Genomic DNA, 17,167 nt, shown 5'->3' on the forward strand with positions numbered 1-17,167 from the left:
ATTTTTCTCTTCTCCTCTACTGATCCGCTTCGCCCTCTTCCAGGCGGGCGCGCAGGTGGGCGGCGAGGAGATCCTGGCTGAGGGTTTCCTGGCCGCCGGCCCGCATATTCTTGACCACGACCGTGCCGGCGGCCAGCTCGTCGGTGCCGAGCACCAGGCAGAAGGCGGCTTTGGACTTATCGGCCGCGCGCATCTGGCTTTTGGCGCTTTTGGCGGCGTAGGGCGCTTCACCGGAAAAGCCGGCGGCGCGCAGCTCCTGGGCGAGGAGCAGGCCGCGTTCCAGACCGGCGGCGTCGAGGATGACCAGGGCGAAATCGGGTGCGGGTTCGGCCACCTTGTCGATCAACAGGGCCAGGCGTTCCATGCCGCAGGCAAAGCCGACGCCAGGGACGTCCGGGCCGCCGATGGAGTGGACCAGCCCGTCGTAGCGGCCGCCGCCGGCCACCGAGGACTGGGAGCCGATGTCGCCGGAGACGATCTCAAAGGTGGTGCGCACGTAGTAGTCCAGGCCGCGCACCAGCCGGGGGTTCAGGCTATAGGCCAGCCCGGCCCCGTCGAGGATGCGGCGCACCATGGCGAAGTGGTCGGCGCAGTCCGGGCAGAGGTGGTCGGTGATTTTCGGCGCATCGGCCGTATATTCCTTGCAGGACGGCACCTTGCAATCGAGCACGCGCAGCGGGTTGGTCAGCTTTCGGCGCATGCAGTCTTCGCACAGGTGTTCCTTGTGCATCCCTTTCAGGAATTCGCGCAGGGTATCGAGAAAAACCGGCCGGCATTCGCGGCATCCCAGCGAATTGAGTTCGATGGTCAGGTTGGAGAGGCCAAGCGCCCGCAGGTACTGATCGAGCATGAGCAGCACTTCGGCGTCGAGCAACGCGTCGGGCGAGCCGACGGCTTCGACGTCGATCTGGTGGAACTGGCGCATCCGGCCTTTTTGCGGCCGCTCGTAGCGAAACATCGGCCCGTAGGCGAAATATTTGGCCAGCCCGTCGGTGGCGCGGCCTTCTTCGACCAGGGCGCGCATGACGCCGGCCGTGGCTTCCGGGCGCAGGGTGAGCGAACGGCCCTTGCGGTCCGGGAAGGTGTACATTTCCTTCTGGACGACGTCGGTTTCCTCGCCGATGGAGCGGCAGAAAAGTTCGGTGCGTTCCAGGACCGGCACGCGCAACTCTTTGTAGCCGTAGCGGGAAAACACCTCGCGGGCGGTGGCCTCGATAAACGAGAACACGGTCGAGTCAGGCGGAAAGAGATCGGCAAAGCCTTTGATTTTCTGTATTTTTTCCATTGAATCCGCCGGGATGGACGCTGGCTGGCGTCGTTGAAAAAGAGGCGATACCTTAGATGACTGCGCAATCAATGTCAAAAGGCCGGGCCTACCCCGGGCAGGCCTTGGCCCCGAAGGCCGGGAGCGGCGTCACCACCGGTTCGCGGGTCAGGTTCACGGCACAAGCGCAAATAGCCCCGACCGGCACCGGCAGCATGAGCGAATTGAGCTGCCGCCACGGCGACGACTCGCACCAGGTGGACTTCGGCCCGACAAGCACCGAACCCAAACGCATGGGGCGCGGCCCCAGGCTCTGGCGCACCAGCCCGGTCAGGCCCCAGGGCGTGAACCAGCAGGCGTTTCGCAAGAGCTTGCCCGTGGTTCCGGGCCACAGCTTCGAGGACATGCCGTACAGGGAAAAACGGTTTAAAAACCCGACCAGCACGGCCTTTCTGGCCACCCGGGCCGCCTCGCGCAAGACCTGGGCCGGATCGGGGCAAAATTCCAGCACAGTCAACAGCACGGCGAAATCGAAGTGCTTGTCGTCAAAGGGCAGATGCCCGGCGTCGCCCAGGTGCAGATCGGCCCGGTTGCCCAGGCGTTCCCGGGCCTGCTTCAGCATATGGGGCGAAGCGTCCAGGCCGGTGACGTCAAAACCGCTGTGGTGCAGCACCTCCAGAAACACCCCGGTGCCGCAGCCGATTTCCAGGAGTCGCTGGCCGCGCCGGGGCCAGGCCGCTGTCATGCGCTCCAGCAGCCGGACTTCCCGCTTGAGCGCAAACGAACCGGGCCCGGTCTGAAACCAGGCGTCGTAGCGCCTTGCTGTTTCCTTGTCCCACATGGTGCGTACGGGGCGGCCGGTCCGGAATGTCGCCTTCCGGCCGGCCGCCCCCCTCCATACAGCGTTCCCTGGCCGGGGCTTTCGCTGCCGGCCGCATCCCCGTCCTATCGTCCCCGGGGGTCCTTGTACACCGCACCCTGGGCCGCGGATTTGACCAACGAGGCATACCGGCGCAACAGCGGCGATTCGATGACCTTTTCGGGATGCACAAGCGTCGCCCGCCGGGCTTCGAGTTCAGCCGGCTCCACGCACACGTCGAGGCGACGGCCCGGTATGTCGATCTCGATGCGGTCGCCCTCGCGCACAAGGCCGATGGGGCCGCCGTCGGCCGCCTCGGGCGAGACATGGCCGATGGCTGCGCCGCGCGTGCCGCCGCTGAAACGGCCGTCGGTGATAAGCGCGACGGACTCGCCCAGACCCATGCCCATGATGTTGGAGGTGGGGGAGAGCATTTCGCGCATGCCCGGGCCGCCCTGCGGTCCCTCGTACCGGATGACCACCACGTCGCCGGGGTTGATCTTCCCGCCAAGGATGGCCACGTTGGCTGCTTCCTCGTCGTCAAACACCCGGGCCGGGCCGCTGTGGCGCATCATGGCCGCAGCCACGGCCGACTGTTTGACCACCGCGCCGTCCGGGGCCAGAGTGCCGCGCAAAATGGCGATGCCGCCTTCGTTGGCGTAGGGCTCCTTGGCCCGGATGACGTCGAAATTACGCACCCGCGCCTTGAGGTCGGTCAGGTTTTCCCCGAGCGTCTTGCCGGTTGCGGTCATGACGTCGAGGTGCAACAGCCCGCGCGCAGCCAACTCGGACATGACCGCCGGGATGCCGCCGGCCCGCTCCAGATCGTCGAGGTAATGCTTGCCGGCCGGGGAGAGCTTGCACAGGTTGGGGGTCTTGCGCGAAATGGCGTCGAAGATGTCGAGCGTCAGCGGCAGCCCGGCCTCGGCAAAAACGGCCGGCAGATGCAGCACCGTGTTGGTGGAACAGCCCAGAGCCATGTCCATGGTCACGGCGTTTTCAATGCTCTTTTCAGTCACGATGTCCCGCGGCCGGATGTTTTTGGCCAAGAGATCCATGACCCGCATCCCGGCCGTCTTGGCCAGACGCACCCGCTTGGCCGTCACCGCCGGAATAGTGCCGTTGCCGGGCAGCCCCAGGCCGACCGACTCGGACAGGCAGTTCATGGAATTGGCCGTAAACATGCCCGAACACGAGCCGCAGCCCGGACAGGCGTTCTGCTCCAGCTCATCAAGCTTGTCCGCGTCGATGGTGCCGCGCTTGAACTTGCCGACGGCCTCGAACACGTCGATCAGATCGCACTGCCCGTCGTCGGTGGTTCCGGCCAGCATCGGCCCGCCGCTGATGATGATCGAGGGGATATTGAGCCGCAGCATGGCCATCAGCATCCCCGGCACCACCTTGTCGCAGTTGGGAATGCACACCAGCGCGTCAAAGGGATGGGCCGAGGCCATGATCTCGATGGAATCGGCGATGATCTCGCGGCTGACCAGGGAAAAATGCATCCCGGCATGGTTCATGGCCAGCCCGTCGCATACGCCGATGACCGGGAAGGTCATGGGCGTGCCGCCGGCCATACGGATGCCGGCCTTGACCGCTTCGGCAATGGTGTTCAAATGGATGTGGCCGGGCACGACCTCGTTGGCCGAATTGACCACGCCAATAAGCGGGCGCTCCATTTCCTCTTTCGTCAGACCAAGAGCGTAGAGCAACGAACGGTGCGGGGCTTTTTCAAGCCCGGATTTGAAAAGCGAGCTGCGCATGACGGTGTCCTTGGGGGATGGTTGTCCGGTCTGCCGCCGGAACGGCCAGTTTTCCACAATCCCTACCCGGCTGGCAAGGCCGACCCGAATACGCCGCCCCAGCCCGGGAGCGACCCGCCGGAGCATCCATGCGCATCGTCTGCCTGCATAACCCCGACTTCGTGGCCACCTTCCGCAAACTCGGCCATACCGTGCTCTCCATTGGCACGACGCCCGACTGCGACGTCCACCTGGCCGAGCCCCTGTCCTGCAAACGCTTTGTGGAACTGCTGCGCTCGAAATCGTTTCTCCCGGACCTCATCCTCTGGCACGACGCCTGTCAGCCGCCCTGGGTCTTCGGCTTCCACACCCTGCCCTCGGTCACCATCGGCTTTTCCGTGGACCAGTACATGAACCCCTGGCATATCCCCTACAGCGCCGCCTTTGATGCCCAGTTCGTGGCCCAGAAAGACTACCTGCCGCTTTTTGCCCAGTCCCCCACCGGCCGGCCGGCCGCCTGGATGCCCCTTTTCTGCAACGCCTCCCGCGACCGCGATCCGGGCGTTGCCCGCGATATTCCGGTTTCCTTCGTCGGCACCATCGAAAGCCCGGCCAATCCGGAGCGCAAACCCTTCCTCGATGCCTTTCGGGCCAACGCGCCTCTTTTCGCCACAACGGGCCGCTACGCCCCAATCTTTGCCCGAAGCCAACTCGTGCTCAACCAAAGCGCTGCCGGCGAACTCAACTACCGCCTCTTCCAGGCCATGGCCTGCGGAGCGGCGGTGCTGACCGAACAGGCCGAAAACGGTCTGGCCGATCTCTTCACCCCCGGCCAGGATCTCCTCACCTATCGCCGGGGCGACGCGGCCCAGGCCGCAGCCGTGGCCCGCACCGCCCTGGCCGATCCCGAACGGCTGGCCGCCCTGGCCGCCAGCGGCAAACGCAAGACCCTGGCCCGGCACACCGTGGTCAGCCGGGCCAGACAGATCCTCGACCTGGCCGTAACCCTTGCCGCCAGCGGCGCACCAAGCCGACGGCGGGCCGCACTGGCCCGCGTGGAGCAGGAACTGCGCAAGGCCTACGCCATCCTGGCCACGGACGAGGGGTTGCCGCTCATGCTAGGCGAACGGAAATTTTACCTGGAGATGGCGGGCAAATAGACGGGAGAAGCGAGAGACGAGAGGAAAGAGGGAGAAGAGGGAAAGAGGAGAGTGCCTCCGGCGGCCAAAGGGCTGAGCCCTTTGGAATCCCACCTGGAGGCAAAGGGGAAAGGGGGGCGGCGTTGCCGCGACGGTGGAAGAGAGGCGGGAAATATCTCGTCGGTCGAGCAATGTCGCAGAGCCAGCTTGCCAGGAACTACCGTTGCTCCGGCGGCCAAAGGGACTGATACCCTTTGGAATCCCACCTGGAGGCAAAGGGTAAAGGGGGGCAGCGTTGCCGCGACGGTGGAAGAGATGCGGGAAAGATTTCGTCGGTCGAGCAATGTCGCAGTGCCGGCTTGACGGGAACCACCTTTTCAAGGGGTTGTTGGCCCTGGCCGAAAATGCATCGGCTGTGGCCCGGACGGCCGAAACATACGCTCGTGCGCTCAGCCATCCGGGCAAACGCGAACAGGGCCAATACCCGCTTCTACTTGCGTTCCAGGGCCTTTTGCAGCTTGGGCATCCCCTGGTCCAGCCAGTCGACAACCTTGGGCGTGACCCGGCCCAGGGCGTCGGTTGCGGCCTTGGCAATGGTGTCGCCGCGGAAATCTTCCAGCGGGGCATAGGCGTTAAAGTCGCCGGAAGAAATGCGCGCGCCCATGTTCTTGGTCCACAGGTCGAGATGCAGGGAGACCACGAACCGGCCGCCGTCAGTGTAATCGACGTTAAAGGCCGTGAGTTCGCCGGTCAGCACGGCGTCGTGCTCGACCCGCGGCTGGTAGTCCACCGGGGTCAGCGAGGTGGACTGGCATTCGATGCCCTGGCGCAGGATGCCGCCGACAACATCCTGGGGTGCGCCTTCCCAGTAATACTGGAGGCTGGCGGTCAGCACTTGGTCGCGGGCGGTCATGACCGCCGTCCTGTCAAGATTTTCAAGCGATTTAAGGGGCTTGAACCCGAGCGGCAGGCGATGCTGCTGGCTGGCCGAGCCAGGGCAGGGGGTGGATTCCACAGCCACGCGCAGGTAGCGCTGTTCCGGAGGCGGTTTGCCGAAGCAACCGGCCAGACAGGCGGCGAAAAGGCCACACAGGGCCATGCGGAAAAGGGGGGTGCGCATCTTCATTTTGCTGGTCCTGATGGCGGCCGGAGGAGTTCCCAGGGACGTTCCCGCAGCCTTGCGGCCAGTTCCCGGACTTCCCGGCTCGTACGGTTGAGGTTTTTAAGGATCTCTTCGAGTTGTTCCTGGTCGTAGTTAAAGCCCTGGCGCACGTCGGCGACCAGGCCGCCGACCCCGGTTGCCTGGGAGCGAAACGTGGCCAGGGTCTTGGTCAGTTCGGCTTCGACCGAGGTTACGGCCTTGTCCACACGCTTCAGCGACGCATCCAGGGTTTCGGCCGCCTTGCCGCCCTTGGAGGACAACGAGTCCCAGTTGCGGCGAAAATCAGCCACGGCCAGCCGCAGGTCTTCCACCAGCCGGGGCGTTCCTTCCAGGGCTTTTTTCAGGGATTCGGTATTTTCCGGCGTAAAAAGGCTGGCGATATTATCGGCGATCTCGCTTATTTTCGGGCGGATGTCGTCGAGGAGTTCGCCAGCTTTGGCGGCCAGTTCCTGCATGTCCATGGTGACGATGGCCGGGATGCTTCCGCCCGGGACCAGTTTGTCCCCGGGTTGGCCGCGTAGTTCAAGCAGCACATAGTAATCGCCCACCAACCCCTTCTGGGCGATGCGGGCGACAGTGCCGGCAAAGAGCGGAAAGCCGCGCTTGATGGCGATTTTCACCAGGATGGAGCGGGGATCATTGACGTCGAGGCTGATGTCTTCCACCCGCCCGACATCCAGGCCGGCGTACTTGACCGGCCGGCCCCGGTTCAGGTCCTTGATGGAAGAAAACCGGATGTCATACATATCGTACTTCACCCAGAACCAGTTGCCCCCAAGCACCACCATGAAGCCGCCAAGGATGCACAGCCCCAGGGCCAGGGTCACGGCGGCCTTGATGTATTCCGACCGGCTGGCTTTGGCGGTGAGCATATCAGGGCCTCCCGGCGATGCTTTGCCGCCGTTGTTCGATCATGCCGGCCCAGTCCTGGCCCAGGATGCGGCTTTCGCGGGTGGGCTGGCGGGAGAGAAACTGTTTGATAAACGGATCGTCACAGGCCGTAAGGGCCGCAAGCGGCCCTTCAAAGAGCATCTTCCCGGCGCTTAACACCACCACATGGTCGGCAATGGCGTAGAGGCTGGCCAGGTCATGGGTGACGACCACGATGGTCATGTCGAACGTGGTCCGCAGTTCGAGGATAAGCTGGTCCATGTCGGCTGCGGTAATGGGGTCAAGGCCCGAGGTCGGCTCGTCGCATAACAGCACGGCCGGGTCCAGGGCCATGGCCCGGGCCAGGCCGGCCCGTTTGCGCATCCCGCCGGACAGTTCGCTCGGATAATAGTCCATGAAATCGCCAAGCCCCACCAGTTTGAGCTTCATGGTGACGATTTCCTCAATAAGCGAATTGGTCAGTTCCGTATGTTCGCGCAGGGGCAGGGCGATATTTTCCCCCAGGCGAAGGGAACCGAGCAGGGCCCCGTCCTGAAAGAGCACACCCATGCGCCGCCGGGTGTCGAGCCGGTCCGCCGGGGACAGGTGTTCCATGTCCCGGCCGCCAAGCACAATGCGCCCGGTCTTGATGGGGACCAGGCCGATGATATTTCGAAGCAGGGTGGATTTGCCGCAGCCCGAGCCGCCGAGGATGACGCTGACCTTGCCCCCGGGCAGCACGGTGGTCACTCCCGAGAGCACCACCCGGTCGCCGTAGCCGACGCTGACGTCGGAGAGCTCGATAGCAGGGGATTCCAGACGGCCGGCCACGCAAAGCCTCCTCGTTTAACGGAAGATATAATTGAGAGCGGTAAAAAACAAATCCAAAAGGATCATGACGAAAATGGACTGGACCACGGCGCGGGTTGTGCGCCGGCCGACATCCGCCGCGCCTTCCCGGGCCAGAAAGCCCTGCCAGCAGGAGATGACCGTGATGGCTACGCCAAATCCGGCGCTTTTGACCAGACCCGAGAGCAGGTCGCGAAAGCCGAGGAAATAGGCCGTCTGCTCGAAATAGACCTTGCCCGAGAGTCCAAGGGCCAGGGAGGCGAACACGCCGCCGGCCGTGATGCCCACGGCATCGGCCCACAGAGTGAGCAGGGGGGCCATGATGGCCATGGCCACGAATTTCGGCCAGACCAGAAACCGCACCGGCTCGATGCCCATGACGGTCAAGGCGTCGATTTCCTCGCTGATCTGCATGGTGGCGATTTCCGCGGTAAACGCCGCCCCGGCCCGGCCGGAGAGGATGAGGCAGGTCAACAGCGGGCCAAGCTCGGTGACCAGGGAAAAGCCCACCAGATTGGCCACATAGCTCATGGCCCCGACCTTTTCCAACTGGATGGCGGCCTGTAGGGCCAGGATGATGCCGACGCAGGCGGCGATGATGCTGACGATGCCCAGAGAATCGGCCCCCACCCAGGCCAGATGGCTGACGGTGCGGGAGCGCAGGTAGGTCTTGGCCCGGCGCAGGGGATTGACGGCAGCTGCGCCGCAACGCAACAGGCCTGTCACGAGCCAGATCAGCACCTCGGCTTCGTTTTGCTTGCTGCCCATTGCCCTGTCGCCCGCCCTGGCAGCGGTTATTCGGTCAGGCCGAAGAGTTCGCCGAGTTGGGTGAGATTGAACAATTTGCGCACCTGCCCCGAGATGTCGGCAATGCGGATGGTGCGCCCGGATTCGGCCAAAAGCTTTTTGGCCTCGATAAAAAGGGCCAGCCCGGAACTGTCGATATAGTTGAGGTCCGCCAGATGCAGCACGATTTCCCTGGCGTCGCAGTCCATGGCCGCCAGGAGTTGCTCCCGCACGGCCGGGGTCGAGACAAAATCAATTTCGCCGGTCAGGATCACCTGCCCCGGGGAATCGCCGGCCTGAACGGTCCAGCCCTGGCTTGAATTGGATGTGCTCCTGGTCAAAATCGGCTCCAGCCTTGCGTTCGGGGTTTTGCCGGCTAGAGCCAGCGTTCCATGGCCGGGGGCGTGGCCGCGAGCAGCACCCCGGTCAATTCCTGGCGGGTCACAGCCACGGCTCCCACCTGGGAGACGGCAATACCGGCACAATAGTTGGAAAGGATGCAGGCGTCGAGCAGATCGAGCCCGGCGGCCAGCCCGCAGGCCAGGGCGGCCATGACCGAGTCGCCGGCGCCGGTCACGTCGTAGACCCGCCTTGCAGCCGTGGGGATGTGGGTCACGTCCGAGGGCGTGCGGAACAGGGCAATGCCGTCCGGCCCAAGGGTCACGCACAGATGCCGGCAGCGCACGGATTTGAAAAGAGCCAGACCGGCCCGAAGCACGCCCCGGGGGCCGGACTCCCGGGCAACACCCCAGGCCCCGGCCATTTCCAGGGTTTCCTTGAGATTGGGGGTGAGCAGATCGACTCCGCCGTAGCAGGCGGCATTGGCCGGTTTGGGATCGACCAGCACCAGCGGTTTGGGGTCGCAGCCGGCAACGGCAGCGCGCAGGGCGTCCATGAGCTCGCGGCCAATGACGCCCTTGGCATAGTCCGAGACCACCACGACCCCGGCTTGGCGCACCAGCCCGGCCAGGGCGTCGATCAGGCCCTGGCGCGCCCGGTCGGACAGGGGCACGTCGGATTCGCGGTCCACCCGCACCACCTGCTGGTTCTGGGCGATGATCCGGGTCTTGATGGTGGTTGGCCGGGTGCGGTCGCGCACGAGCAGGGCCTCGATGCCTTCGCGTTCCAGCAAGGCGGCCAACATGCCGCCGGCGTCGTCGTCGCCCGTGGCCGATACCAAAATCGGCTTGGCCCCAAGGGCGGCGATGTTGCGGGCCACGTTGCCGGCGCCGCCGGCCAGATGGCGTTCACTGCCCACCCGCACCACCGGCACGGGCGCTTCCGGGGATATCCGGCTGACTTCGCCCATAAGATAGTGGTCGAGCATACTGTCGCCCACCACCACAATCGGCTTCCCGGCCGCCCGCTCCAGGGCGTCGGCCAGACCGGGCAGATCCGGGACGGCGTTCACGCCTCGTCTCCCAGGGCGGCCGGCTGGAGATTGAAGCGCTCAAGGAGCCCCTCCAGTTCCCGGCGGGAGCTGAAATGAAAGGTCAACCGGCCGTGTTCGGCCGTGCCGGCGGTCTTGACCAGGACCCCGGCCCGTTCGGTCAGCAGGGCTTCGAGGCCAACCAGTCGGCCGTCCACGGCCGGCTTGGCCGCGGGTTTGCGGCTGCTTTCCCCGGCCGCCGGCGCGGCTGCGGCCTCGGGCAGGCAGCCGTGGGCCTTGGCGTAGCCGGCGGCGGCCTCGGCCTCCCGGACGCTTAGGCCGTCGCCAACGATGCGCTGCCACAGGGCCTGGCGCAAATCGCCCTCCGGCAGGGCCAGCAGGGCCCGGGCATGGCCGGCGGTCAGTCGCCCCTCGGCCAGATCGGCCCGGATGGGTTCGGACAGGGCGTTGAGCCGCAGGGCGTTGGCCACGGCAGGACGACTTTTGCCGACTTTTTTCGCAACCGCGTCCTGGCTCAGGCCATAGCGGCTGACCAGCAGTTGGTAGCCGGCGGCCTCTTCCATGGGGTTTAAATCTTCGCGCTGGAGGTTTTCCACCAGGGCCAGGGCAAAGCCGGTCTCGTCATCCACCTGGCGCACCAGGGCCGGGATTTCCGCCAACCCGGCCAGGGCGGCGGCCCGCCAGCGGCGCTCGCCCGCCACGATTTCGTAGCTGGCCGGCCCGCGCCCGTTAACCGGGCGCACCAGCACGGGCTGGAGCAGTCCCTGCTCGCGGATGGAATCAGCCAACTCGGCCAGGGCATCGTCGGAGAAGGTGCGCCGGGGCTGGTCGGGGTTGGCCCGGATGGCCTCCAGGGGCAGGACGAGGACGGCATTGTCGGTCTCCCGCTCTTCCCCAAAACCGCCGAGCAGGGCCTCAAGCCCCCGGCCCAATCCTTTTTGGGCTTGCGCCATGGATGCGTTCCTTCTTATCGTGGTTTTCGGACGACGCCCGTGGCGCATCCGTCTTGAGGGTTACCCTGTTTTGATATTTTTTCAATGGCCGCCGCGACCGGACCGGTCGTGTCCGCCCCCAGCCAAGGAGCCATCCGTGCCGCCCATTTCGCCCCATTTCCTGGAACTTTTCGACGCCGCCGGCCACCCGCGCGGCGTGCTTATCAGCCCCGAGCTGTGGGCCAAATGCCAAGAGGCCGTGCTGCCGGAACTGCAAAAGGCGCTCTATGTCCTCGATCCGGCCTGTCGTCCCGAGCCGGAAGTGCGTCCCGAACCGATTGCCGAGTGGGAAACGCTCCTGGCTTATTGGGATTTCACCTATCCGCCAGCGTATGACGTCCACTGCGACTGCTGCGGCGCCCAAACCGAGGACTGGCGGGCCGATGAACCGCGCGTCTTTCGCCTGCGAAACGCCAACCTCGGGGGTTTGGTAACCTTCCAATGCGCCGCCTGCAAGGCCTTGGTGCTCAAGAAGCATTTCAAAAAGCACCTGACCGTGGAGTGCAAGCCCTACATCGACAAGGGCTGATCTGCCATCCCGCACCAGCAAAAAAAGCCGCCGGCATCACTGCCGGCGGCTTTTTTGCTGGTGCGGGTGAACATCAAGCCGCTGTCTGTCGGCGCACAACTTCCTGAGCCAGGGACAGGTAGGCTTCGGCCCCACGGGATTTGACGTCGTGGGTGAGCACGGGTTTGCCGTAGCTCGGGGCTTCGGACAGCCGGATATTTCGGGGAATGAGCGTCTGGAAATAGAGTTTGGGAAAACATTTCCAGACTTCCCGTTTGACGTGGCGATTGAGCTTGTTGCGACCGTCGTACATGGTAAGCACCACGCCAAGGAGCTTGAGCCTGGGGTTGAGGCGTTTGCGTACCTGGTCGTAGGTGCGCAGCAACTGGGCGATGCCTTCCAGGGCATAGTATTCGCATTGCAGCGGCACAAGCATTTCCGTGGCGGCGCACAGGGCGTTGAGGGTCACCAGTCCGAGCGACGGCGGGCAATCGAGCAGGATATAATCGAACTCGTCGGCCACCTGCTCAATCAGGGTGCGCAGATAAAATTCCCGGCCCGGCTTGTCCACCAGTTCGATATCGGCGGCCACCAGATCCGGGGCCGAGGGCAGCACGGTTAGAAAGGGCAGCTCCGTGCCGACAAAGGCCTTGCGGGCGTTTTGGGGATCAAACAGGACCGAGTAGAGATTCTCGGTGATCTGGTCCTGATAGATGGACAGGCCGCTGCTGGCATTGGCCTGGGGATCGCAGTCGATCAGCAGGGTTTTTTTTCCATCACCGCCAGTGAAGCGGCCAGATTGACGGCAGTCGTGGTTTTTCCCACGCCGCCCTTCTGGTTGGCGATCACGATGACACGAGCCATGACGCATCTCCTTGGCCGGATACGCCCCGCAACGGTCGAGACGCGCCTCTCCCGATGTTTCACGTGAAACAGGGGGACAGCGGCTTAATCGCGAAAGGTCCGATGGCAAAAGGTCTGGGCATCGCGGAGAGATTCCACAAGCATAACACACCCTTCCACATCGTTCTTTTTAACAGCATTGAGCAACTGCCCGGCGAGATGGGAAAAATCCTCCGCCTCGTCCATCCAGGCCTCGTCAGCCATCTGGTGCAGTTTGCGGGCAAGACGAGCCAGCCGATTGACCAAGGCCTCGTCGGGCAGAGCAGCGTCTTCGACCTGGCTCTGAAGTGTGGCGAAAACCTCTTCGAGATCACGTTTCGTGGTCTTGAATTCCATTACCGCAGTCCGTCCTTGAGGCGGGTTTCAGGTTCTTTGAAAAGGCCCGATTAGAGGACCAGACCCGTCCTGTCAATCTTATTGCTGATAATACTCACGATACCACTCAATAAAATTGGCTATACCCGTTTTGATGTCGGTCGACGGCTTGAAACCAACGTCACGGATCAGGTCGTCGATGTCGGCGCAGGTCGCCGGGACGTCGCCGGGTTGCAGCGGTAAAAACTCTTTGACAGCCTTCTTTCCCAGGGCCTCTTCAATGGCTTCAATGAACTCAAGCAACGTAACGCTGTTGTTGTTGCCGATGTTGTAGAGGCGATAGGGGGCAACGCTGCTGCTCGGATCAGGCGTAGCCGGATTCCAGGCGGGATTTGGCGCGGCAATGTTCTGGGTCACCCGCACAACACCTTCGACGATGTCGTCAATGTAGGTGAAGTCGCGCTCCATCTGGCCGTGGTTGAAAACCTGGATCGGGTTGCCCTCGATGATGGCCTTGGCAAACAGGAAAAGCGCCATGTCCGGTCGGCCCCACGGTCCGTAAACCGTGAAAAAGCGCAAACCGGTGCAGGGAAGCCCGAACAGGTAACTGTAGGAATGGGCCATCAGCTCGTTGGACTTTTTCGAGGCGGCATAGAGGCTTATCGGGTGGTCCACGTTGTCATGGACCGAAAAGGGCATCTTGGTGTTGAGACCGTAGACCGAGCTGGACGAGGCAAACACGAAATGGTCCACCTTGTGCTGCCGGCAGTTCTCCAGGATATTGAAATAGCCAATGATATTGGCATTTATGTAGTCTTCGGGGTGGCTCAGGCTGTGGCGCACGCCGGCCTGGGCCGCCAGATTGACCACATAGTTAAAGCCGCCGGCGTCAAAGAGCCGGTCCATGGCGGCCCGATCAACCATGTCCTCTTGGACGAACCGGAACTTGGCGTCCGCCGAGAGCAGGGCGATGCGGTCCTTTTTGAGGGCCACGGAATAGTACGGGTTGAGGTTGTCCAGTCCGGTGACGGTAAAACCCATGGACAAGAAACGGCGACACAGATGGAAGCCGATGAATCCGGCTGCGCCGGTGACAAGGATATTCATGATTCCTTTGGGTAGCGGTAAATCGGACCCGAGGGCCGGTATGGCCTGATTCGGGATGGAGCGACGCTACGCGTCGTTCCGGGACGCCTCCACTGCTCCGGGTGATGCCGGGTCGTCTTGTTGCTTCACTTCCCGGGTTTGGGCCGCCGGGACCGCGGACTGGCCGTGTGCAGTCCCCACTGCGGCGTGGCTCGGACCATGAAAAAAAGAGCGGATAAAATCAAGTGGGATGGGCAAAATTGTCGTGGCCTGACTTTCCGCAGCCATCTCCCGGATGGTTTGCAGGTAGCGCAGCTGCATGGCTTCGGGCCGGACGCTGATGATTTCAGCCGCCTCGGCAAGTCTGGTCGCAGCCTGGAATTCTCCCTCGGCATTGATGATCTTGGCCCGGCGTTCCCGCTCGGCTTCGGCCTGCTTGGCCATGGCCCGCTGCATCTCCTGGGGCAGGTCGATATATTTCAGTTCCACATTGGCCACCTTGATCCCCCACGGGCCGGTATGGGAATCGAGGATGGTCTGGACCCGCTCGTTGACCTTGTCACGGTGGCCGAGAATGTCGTCAAGCTCCACGCCGCCGCACACGCTGCGCAGGGTGGTCTGGGAAATCTGGGAGGTGGCGTACATGTAGTCCTCGACCTCCAGGATGGCTTTTATCGGCTCGGCCACCCGGAAATAGACCACGGCGTTGACCTTGATGCTGACGTTGTCCTTGGTGATGACGTCCTGATGCGGCACGTCAAGGGCGATGGTGCGCAGGGACACCTTGGTCATGCGGTCGATAACCGGGAAAAGAAGGATCAATCCCGGCCCTTTGGCTCCAATAATCCGGCCAAGGCGAAAGACCACCCCGCGCTCGTATTCGTTGAGCACCCGCAGGGAGGCCATCAGCAAAAAGACCACGATGGCAATGAGCGGAATGAAACCGAACATGGATACCTCCTGGCAAAAAGCGGTTACGGTTGCCGGTCGTCGGCCGGTGGCAACGGGTTGGCGGCCACGAGCAAGACGAAATCCTCGACCGCTTCAACCCGCACGTCCTGGCCCTTGAACGGGAGCACGGCCGGCTGTCTGCCCGGAGAAAACCGCGCGTCCCAGAGTTCGCCATGGACAAACACCTTGCCCTTGGCCCCTTCCCAGCGGCGAACCACAGCGGTCTGGCCGACCAGGGCGGCGATGCCGGACCGGGGCTTTTGCCGCTGGGCCCTGGCCAAGAGCCAGCCGGCCCCGATGAGCAGGACGGACACGCCGGCCACGGTCGGCAGGATAAGGGTCAGCGGCAGGGCAGACTGGCCGTCGAAGCGGAAAAGGAGCAGGGACCCGAAGACCAGGGAGGCCACGCCAGCCACACTGAGTAGGCCGAAACTGGTGACATGGACCTCAAGCAGAAACAGGCCGCCGGCCAAAAGAAGCAGCAACAGCCCGGCGGCATTGGTCGGCAGCACCGACAGGGCGTAGAGCGACAGAATAAGGGCCAGCCCGCCGACCACGCCGGGCAGGATGGCCCCGGGGGTGGTCAGCTCGAAAAAGACGCCGGCCACGCCAATAAGGAGCAGCACGTAGGCGATTTGCGGATCGAGCAGCCAGGAAATGAGCCCATACCATGCGCCGGGTTCGTAGGCTTCGATCACGGCACTCTGGCCGTCAAAGCGCACAAGCCCGGCTGCAGTCGGCAGACCGCGTTTGCCGAGCTGGACCAGGAGATCGCGCGCATCGACGGCGATAAAATCCACCACCCGCTCGGCCACGGCCTCGGTAGCAGTCAGGCTGGCGGCCTCATCAACCGAGCGCTTGTACCAGTTGACGTTGCGGCCGTGTTTGTCGGCCAGCCCGCGAATAAGGCTTTGCAGGTCGTTTCGGACTTTCTTGTCCGCCGTCTTGGGCAAATCCTCGCCGCCTGCGGCAATGGGCGAGGCTGCCCCGATGGTGGTCTGGGGGGCCATGACCGCAACAGTAGCGGCAGCGGCCAGAAAGACGCCGGCCGAGGCTGCCCGAGCCCCGGACGGGGACACATAAACCACTACCGGGACCCGGGCGTTTAACAGGGAGCCGACCATGCGCCGCATGACCTCGATGCTGCCGCCCGGGGTGTCGAGGGTCAGGAGCAGCAGGTCGGCGTGTTTGTCTGCAGCGGCCCGCAGGGCATCGTCGAGCATGTCGGCCTGGGCCGGGCTGATGGCCGCAACCAGCCGGGCTTCAAGGACCGTTGCTGCCCGGGCCGGGACGCACCACACAAGGGCCGTGAGGAAGAAAAGGAGGGTGCAGAGGGGCCTAGAAATACCGGGAAAGCGTCGTACAGACATGGTTCCATGCCTCCGGGTCGCTTGCAAGGAGTATCCCTGGATGGGGAAACTGTTCGATCACGGGCATGGGCTGCCCGGTCTGCCCAAGGGCCGCGGCCACTGCCGGAGGCAGGGGGCCGAAAACGGCCAGCACCGACGGGGCCAGCCGGCTGATGCCGGCTGCAAAGTGGCGCGGGGAGTCTGTCAATATCGTGTGCATAGGCAGGGCAAAGGGCCAGAATGCCACGGCATTTTTTCCGGCCAGATCCAGGTCGCGAAGCAGGGTGCGCCACAGGCCGCCGCGTCTGGGATCGGCCTGGCCGGTGAGATCGTAGCCCAGGTCGGCATAGGTGATGACCAGCCGCGGCCGGGCCGGGGCCTTGGCGAAAAGAGCCGGCCAGGGATCGGGCCAAAGGGCCGGATCGGCAGGAAGCGGGGGGTCCAGGGGCACATCAGGCGCGGGGCCGGGTTGCGGCTGCCTATCGGCCCGGGGCGCGGTGGCAATGGATGCAGCGGCTTCATTATGCGGTGGGATCAGGGCCTGGGCCGTTTCTTCCCCGGCCGGCGTCTCGGCCGCCGACGGCCCAGCGGCAAGAGCAGCATCCGGGTCGATGTAGAAATGGCGCACGCCGGCCATCTGCCAGACGCGCAGGCGTTCGGGCACCTCTAAGAGCGAATCGAGAAGTCCCATATTTTCATGGCCATTTCGGTTTTGGGGATGTTGCCCCAGGTTTCCTGGCGACCCTCGGCGTCAAGGGCCAGGGCCTCGTTGGAGACGCTGGCAAAGCCGGTGTCGCTGCGCCCGATGGGGTTGGCGATAATGGCGTCGCACTTTTTCCGGGCGAGCTTGCCCCGGGCGTTTTCTTCCAGGTTGTCGGTCTCGGCGCAAAAACCGATCAGATACTGGCCGGGCGTTTTGACGCCACCCATTGCGAGCAGGATATCACGGGTGGGGAGAAATTCCAGAGGGGGACCGTCCTTGGCTGCGTCTTTCTTGAATTT

General features: G+C 63.9%; 18 protein-coding genes and 1 pseudogene. 2 read left to right on the top strand and 17 right to left on the bottom strand.

Annotated features, from left to right (window positions below):
• Window positions 1-16: 16 nt before the first annotated feature.
• From hisS to ilvD, 3 genes are all read right to left on the bottom strand, one after another.
• A complete protein-coding gene (hisS, locus tag DVDV_RS17755) occupies window positions 17-1,285 on the bottom strand; it encodes a histidine--tRNA ligase (RefSeq protein WP_075355956.1) in 1,269 nt (422 codons plus the stop codon).
• Between the two features lie 88 nt (window positions 1,286-1,373).
• Window positions 1,374-2,105: a class I SAM-dependent methyltransferase gene (locus DVDV_RS17760; RefSeq protein ID WP_075355957.1), complete on the bottom strand. Its 732-nt coding sequence runs from the start codon at window positions 2,103-2,105 to the stop codon at window positions 1,374-1,376.
• Window positions 2,106-2,209: 104 nt separating this feature from the next.
• Complete coding sequence (gene ilvD, locus DVDV_RS17765) at window positions 2,210-3,886, bottom strand: dihydroxy-acid dehydratase (RefSeq protein WP_075355958.1); 1,677 nt, start codon at window positions 3,884-3,886, stop codon at window positions 2,210-2,212.
• 128 nt (window positions 3,887-4,014) lie between these two features.
• Here ilvD and DVDV_RS17770 point away from each other — a divergent pair, with 128 nt between their 5' ends.
• Window positions 4,015-5,025, top strand: a complete 1,011-nt coding sequence (locus DVDV_RS17770) for a glycosyltransferase (protein ID WP_075355959.1) — start codon at window positions 4,015-4,017, stop codon at window positions 5,023-5,025.
• A 469-nt stretch (window positions 5,026-5,494) separates the two neighbouring features.
• On the opposite strand, the gene DVDV_RS17775 is transcribed toward DVDV_RS17770, so the two are convergent.
• The 7 genes from DVDV_RS17775 to DVDV_RS17805 are packed head-to-tail and all read right to left on the bottom strand — an operon-like array spanning window position 5,495 to window position 11,014.
• Window positions 5,495-6,130, bottom strand: a complete 636-nt coding sequence (locus DVDV_RS17775) for an ABC transporter (RefSeq protein ID WP_075355960.1) — start codon at window positions 6,128-6,130, stop codon at window positions 5,495-5,497.
• On the bottom strand, window positions 6,127-7,038 hold the full coding sequence (locus DVDV_RS17780) for an MlaD family protein (RefSeq protein ID WP_075355961.1): 912 nt from the start codon (window positions 7,036-7,038) through the stop codon (window positions 6,127-6,129). Before DVDV_RS17780 ends, DVDV_RS17775 begins: the two co-directional genes overlap by 4 nt.
• A gap of 1 nt (window position 7,039) precedes the next feature.
• Window positions 7,040-7,867, bottom strand: coding sequence for an ABC transporter ATP-binding protein (locus DVDV_RS17785; protein ID WP_075355962.1), 828 nt, complete (start codon window positions 7,865-7,867; stop codon window positions 7,040-7,042).
• A 15-nt stretch (window positions 7,868-7,882) separates the two neighbouring features.
• Window positions 7,883-8,653 carry an ABC transporter permease gene (locus DVDV_RS17790; protein WP_075355963.1) on the bottom strand — a complete coding sequence of 257 codons (771 nt, stop codon included), beginning with the start codon at window positions 8,651-8,653 and terminating at the stop codon, window positions 7,883-7,885.
• 26 nt (window positions 8,654-8,679) lie between these two features.
• The gene (locus DVDV_RS17795; protein WP_075355964.1) at window positions 8,680-9,012 is read right to left on the bottom strand and encodes an STAS domain-containing protein; all 333 of its coding nucleotides are present in this window, start codon (window positions 9,010-9,012) and stop codon (window positions 8,680-8,682) included.
• A gap of 35 nt (window positions 9,013-9,047) precedes the next feature.
• On the bottom strand, window positions 9,048-10,082 hold the full coding sequence (locus tag DVDV_RS17800) for a bifunctional heptose 7-phosphate kinase/heptose 1-phosphate adenyltransferase (protein WP_075355965.1): 1,035 nt from the start codon (window positions 10,080-10,082) through the stop codon (window positions 9,048-9,050).
• A complete protein-coding gene (locus tag DVDV_RS17805) occupies window positions 10,079-11,014 on the bottom strand; it encodes a ParB/RepB/Spo0J family partition protein (protein WP_075355966.1) in 936 nt (311 codons plus the stop codon). Before DVDV_RS17805 ends, DVDV_RS17800 begins: the two co-directional genes overlap by 4 nt.
• 136 nt (window positions 11,015-11,150) lie before the next feature.
• Here DVDV_RS17805 and DVDV_RS17810 point away from each other — a divergent pair, with 136 nt between their 5' ends.
• Window positions 11,151-11,582 carry a hypothetical protein gene (locus DVDV_RS17810; RefSeq protein ID WP_075355967.1) on the top strand — a complete coding sequence of 144 codons (432 nt, stop codon included), beginning with the start codon at window positions 11,151-11,153 and terminating at the stop codon, window positions 11,580-11,582.
• A 73-nt stretch (window positions 11,583-11,655) separates the two neighbouring features.
• Here DVDV_RS17810 and DVDV_RS17815 read toward each other — a convergent pair.
• The 7 genes and pseudogenes from DVDV_RS17815 to DVDV_RS17845 form a co-directional block, all read right to left on the bottom strand.
• A pseudogene (locus tag DVDV_RS17815) lies at window positions 11,656-12,425 on the bottom strand (ParA family protein).
• A gap of 84 nt (window positions 12,426-12,509) precedes the next feature.
• Window positions 12,510-12,800 carry a GAK system XXXCH domain-containing protein gene (locus DVDV_RS17820; protein ID WP_075355968.1) on the bottom strand — a complete coding sequence of 97 codons (291 nt, stop codon included), beginning with the start codon at window positions 12,798-12,800 and terminating at the stop codon, window positions 12,510-12,512.
• A 78-nt stretch (window positions 12,801-12,878) separates the two neighbouring features.
• The gene (locus DVDV_RS17825; protein ID WP_075355969.1) at window positions 12,879-13,886 is read right to left on the bottom strand and encodes an NAD-dependent epimerase; all 1,008 of its coding nucleotides are present in this window, start codon (window positions 13,884-13,886) and stop codon (window positions 12,879-12,881) included.
• A 66-nt stretch (window positions 13,887-13,952) separates the two neighbouring features.
• Window positions 13,953-14,816 carry a slipin family protein gene (locus tag DVDV_RS17830; protein WP_075355970.1) on the bottom strand — a complete coding sequence of 288 codons (864 nt, stop codon included), beginning with the start codon at window positions 14,814-14,816 and terminating at the stop codon, window positions 13,953-13,955.
• Window positions 14,817-14,839: 23 nt separating this feature from the next.
• Window positions 14,840-16,186: a nodulation protein NfeD gene (locus DVDV_RS17835; protein ID WP_083634820.1), complete on the bottom strand. Its 1,347-nt coding sequence runs from the start codon at window positions 16,184-16,186 to the stop codon at window positions 14,840-14,842.
• Complete coding sequence (locus DVDV_RS17840) at window positions 16,155-16,856, bottom strand: hypothetical protein (RefSeq protein ID WP_075355972.1); 702 nt, start codon at window positions 16,854-16,856, stop codon at window positions 16,155-16,157. The genes DVDV_RS17835 and DVDV_RS17840 overlap by 32 nt, the downstream gene beginning before the upstream one ends.
• Window positions 16,832-17,167, bottom strand: a 336-nt coding sequence (locus tag DVDV_RS17845; protein ID WP_139311661.1) for a phosphopantothenoylcysteine decarboxylase, incomplete at its 5' end; no start/stop codon positions are given. The genes DVDV_RS17845 and DVDV_RS17840, both read right to left, overlap by 25 nt.

Origin of the sequence: Desulfovibrio sp. DV (assembly GCF_001936595.1) — a bacterium.
Lineage (GTDB): Bacteria > Desulfobacterota > Desulfovibrionia > Desulfovibrionales > Desulfovibrionaceae > Solidesulfovibrio.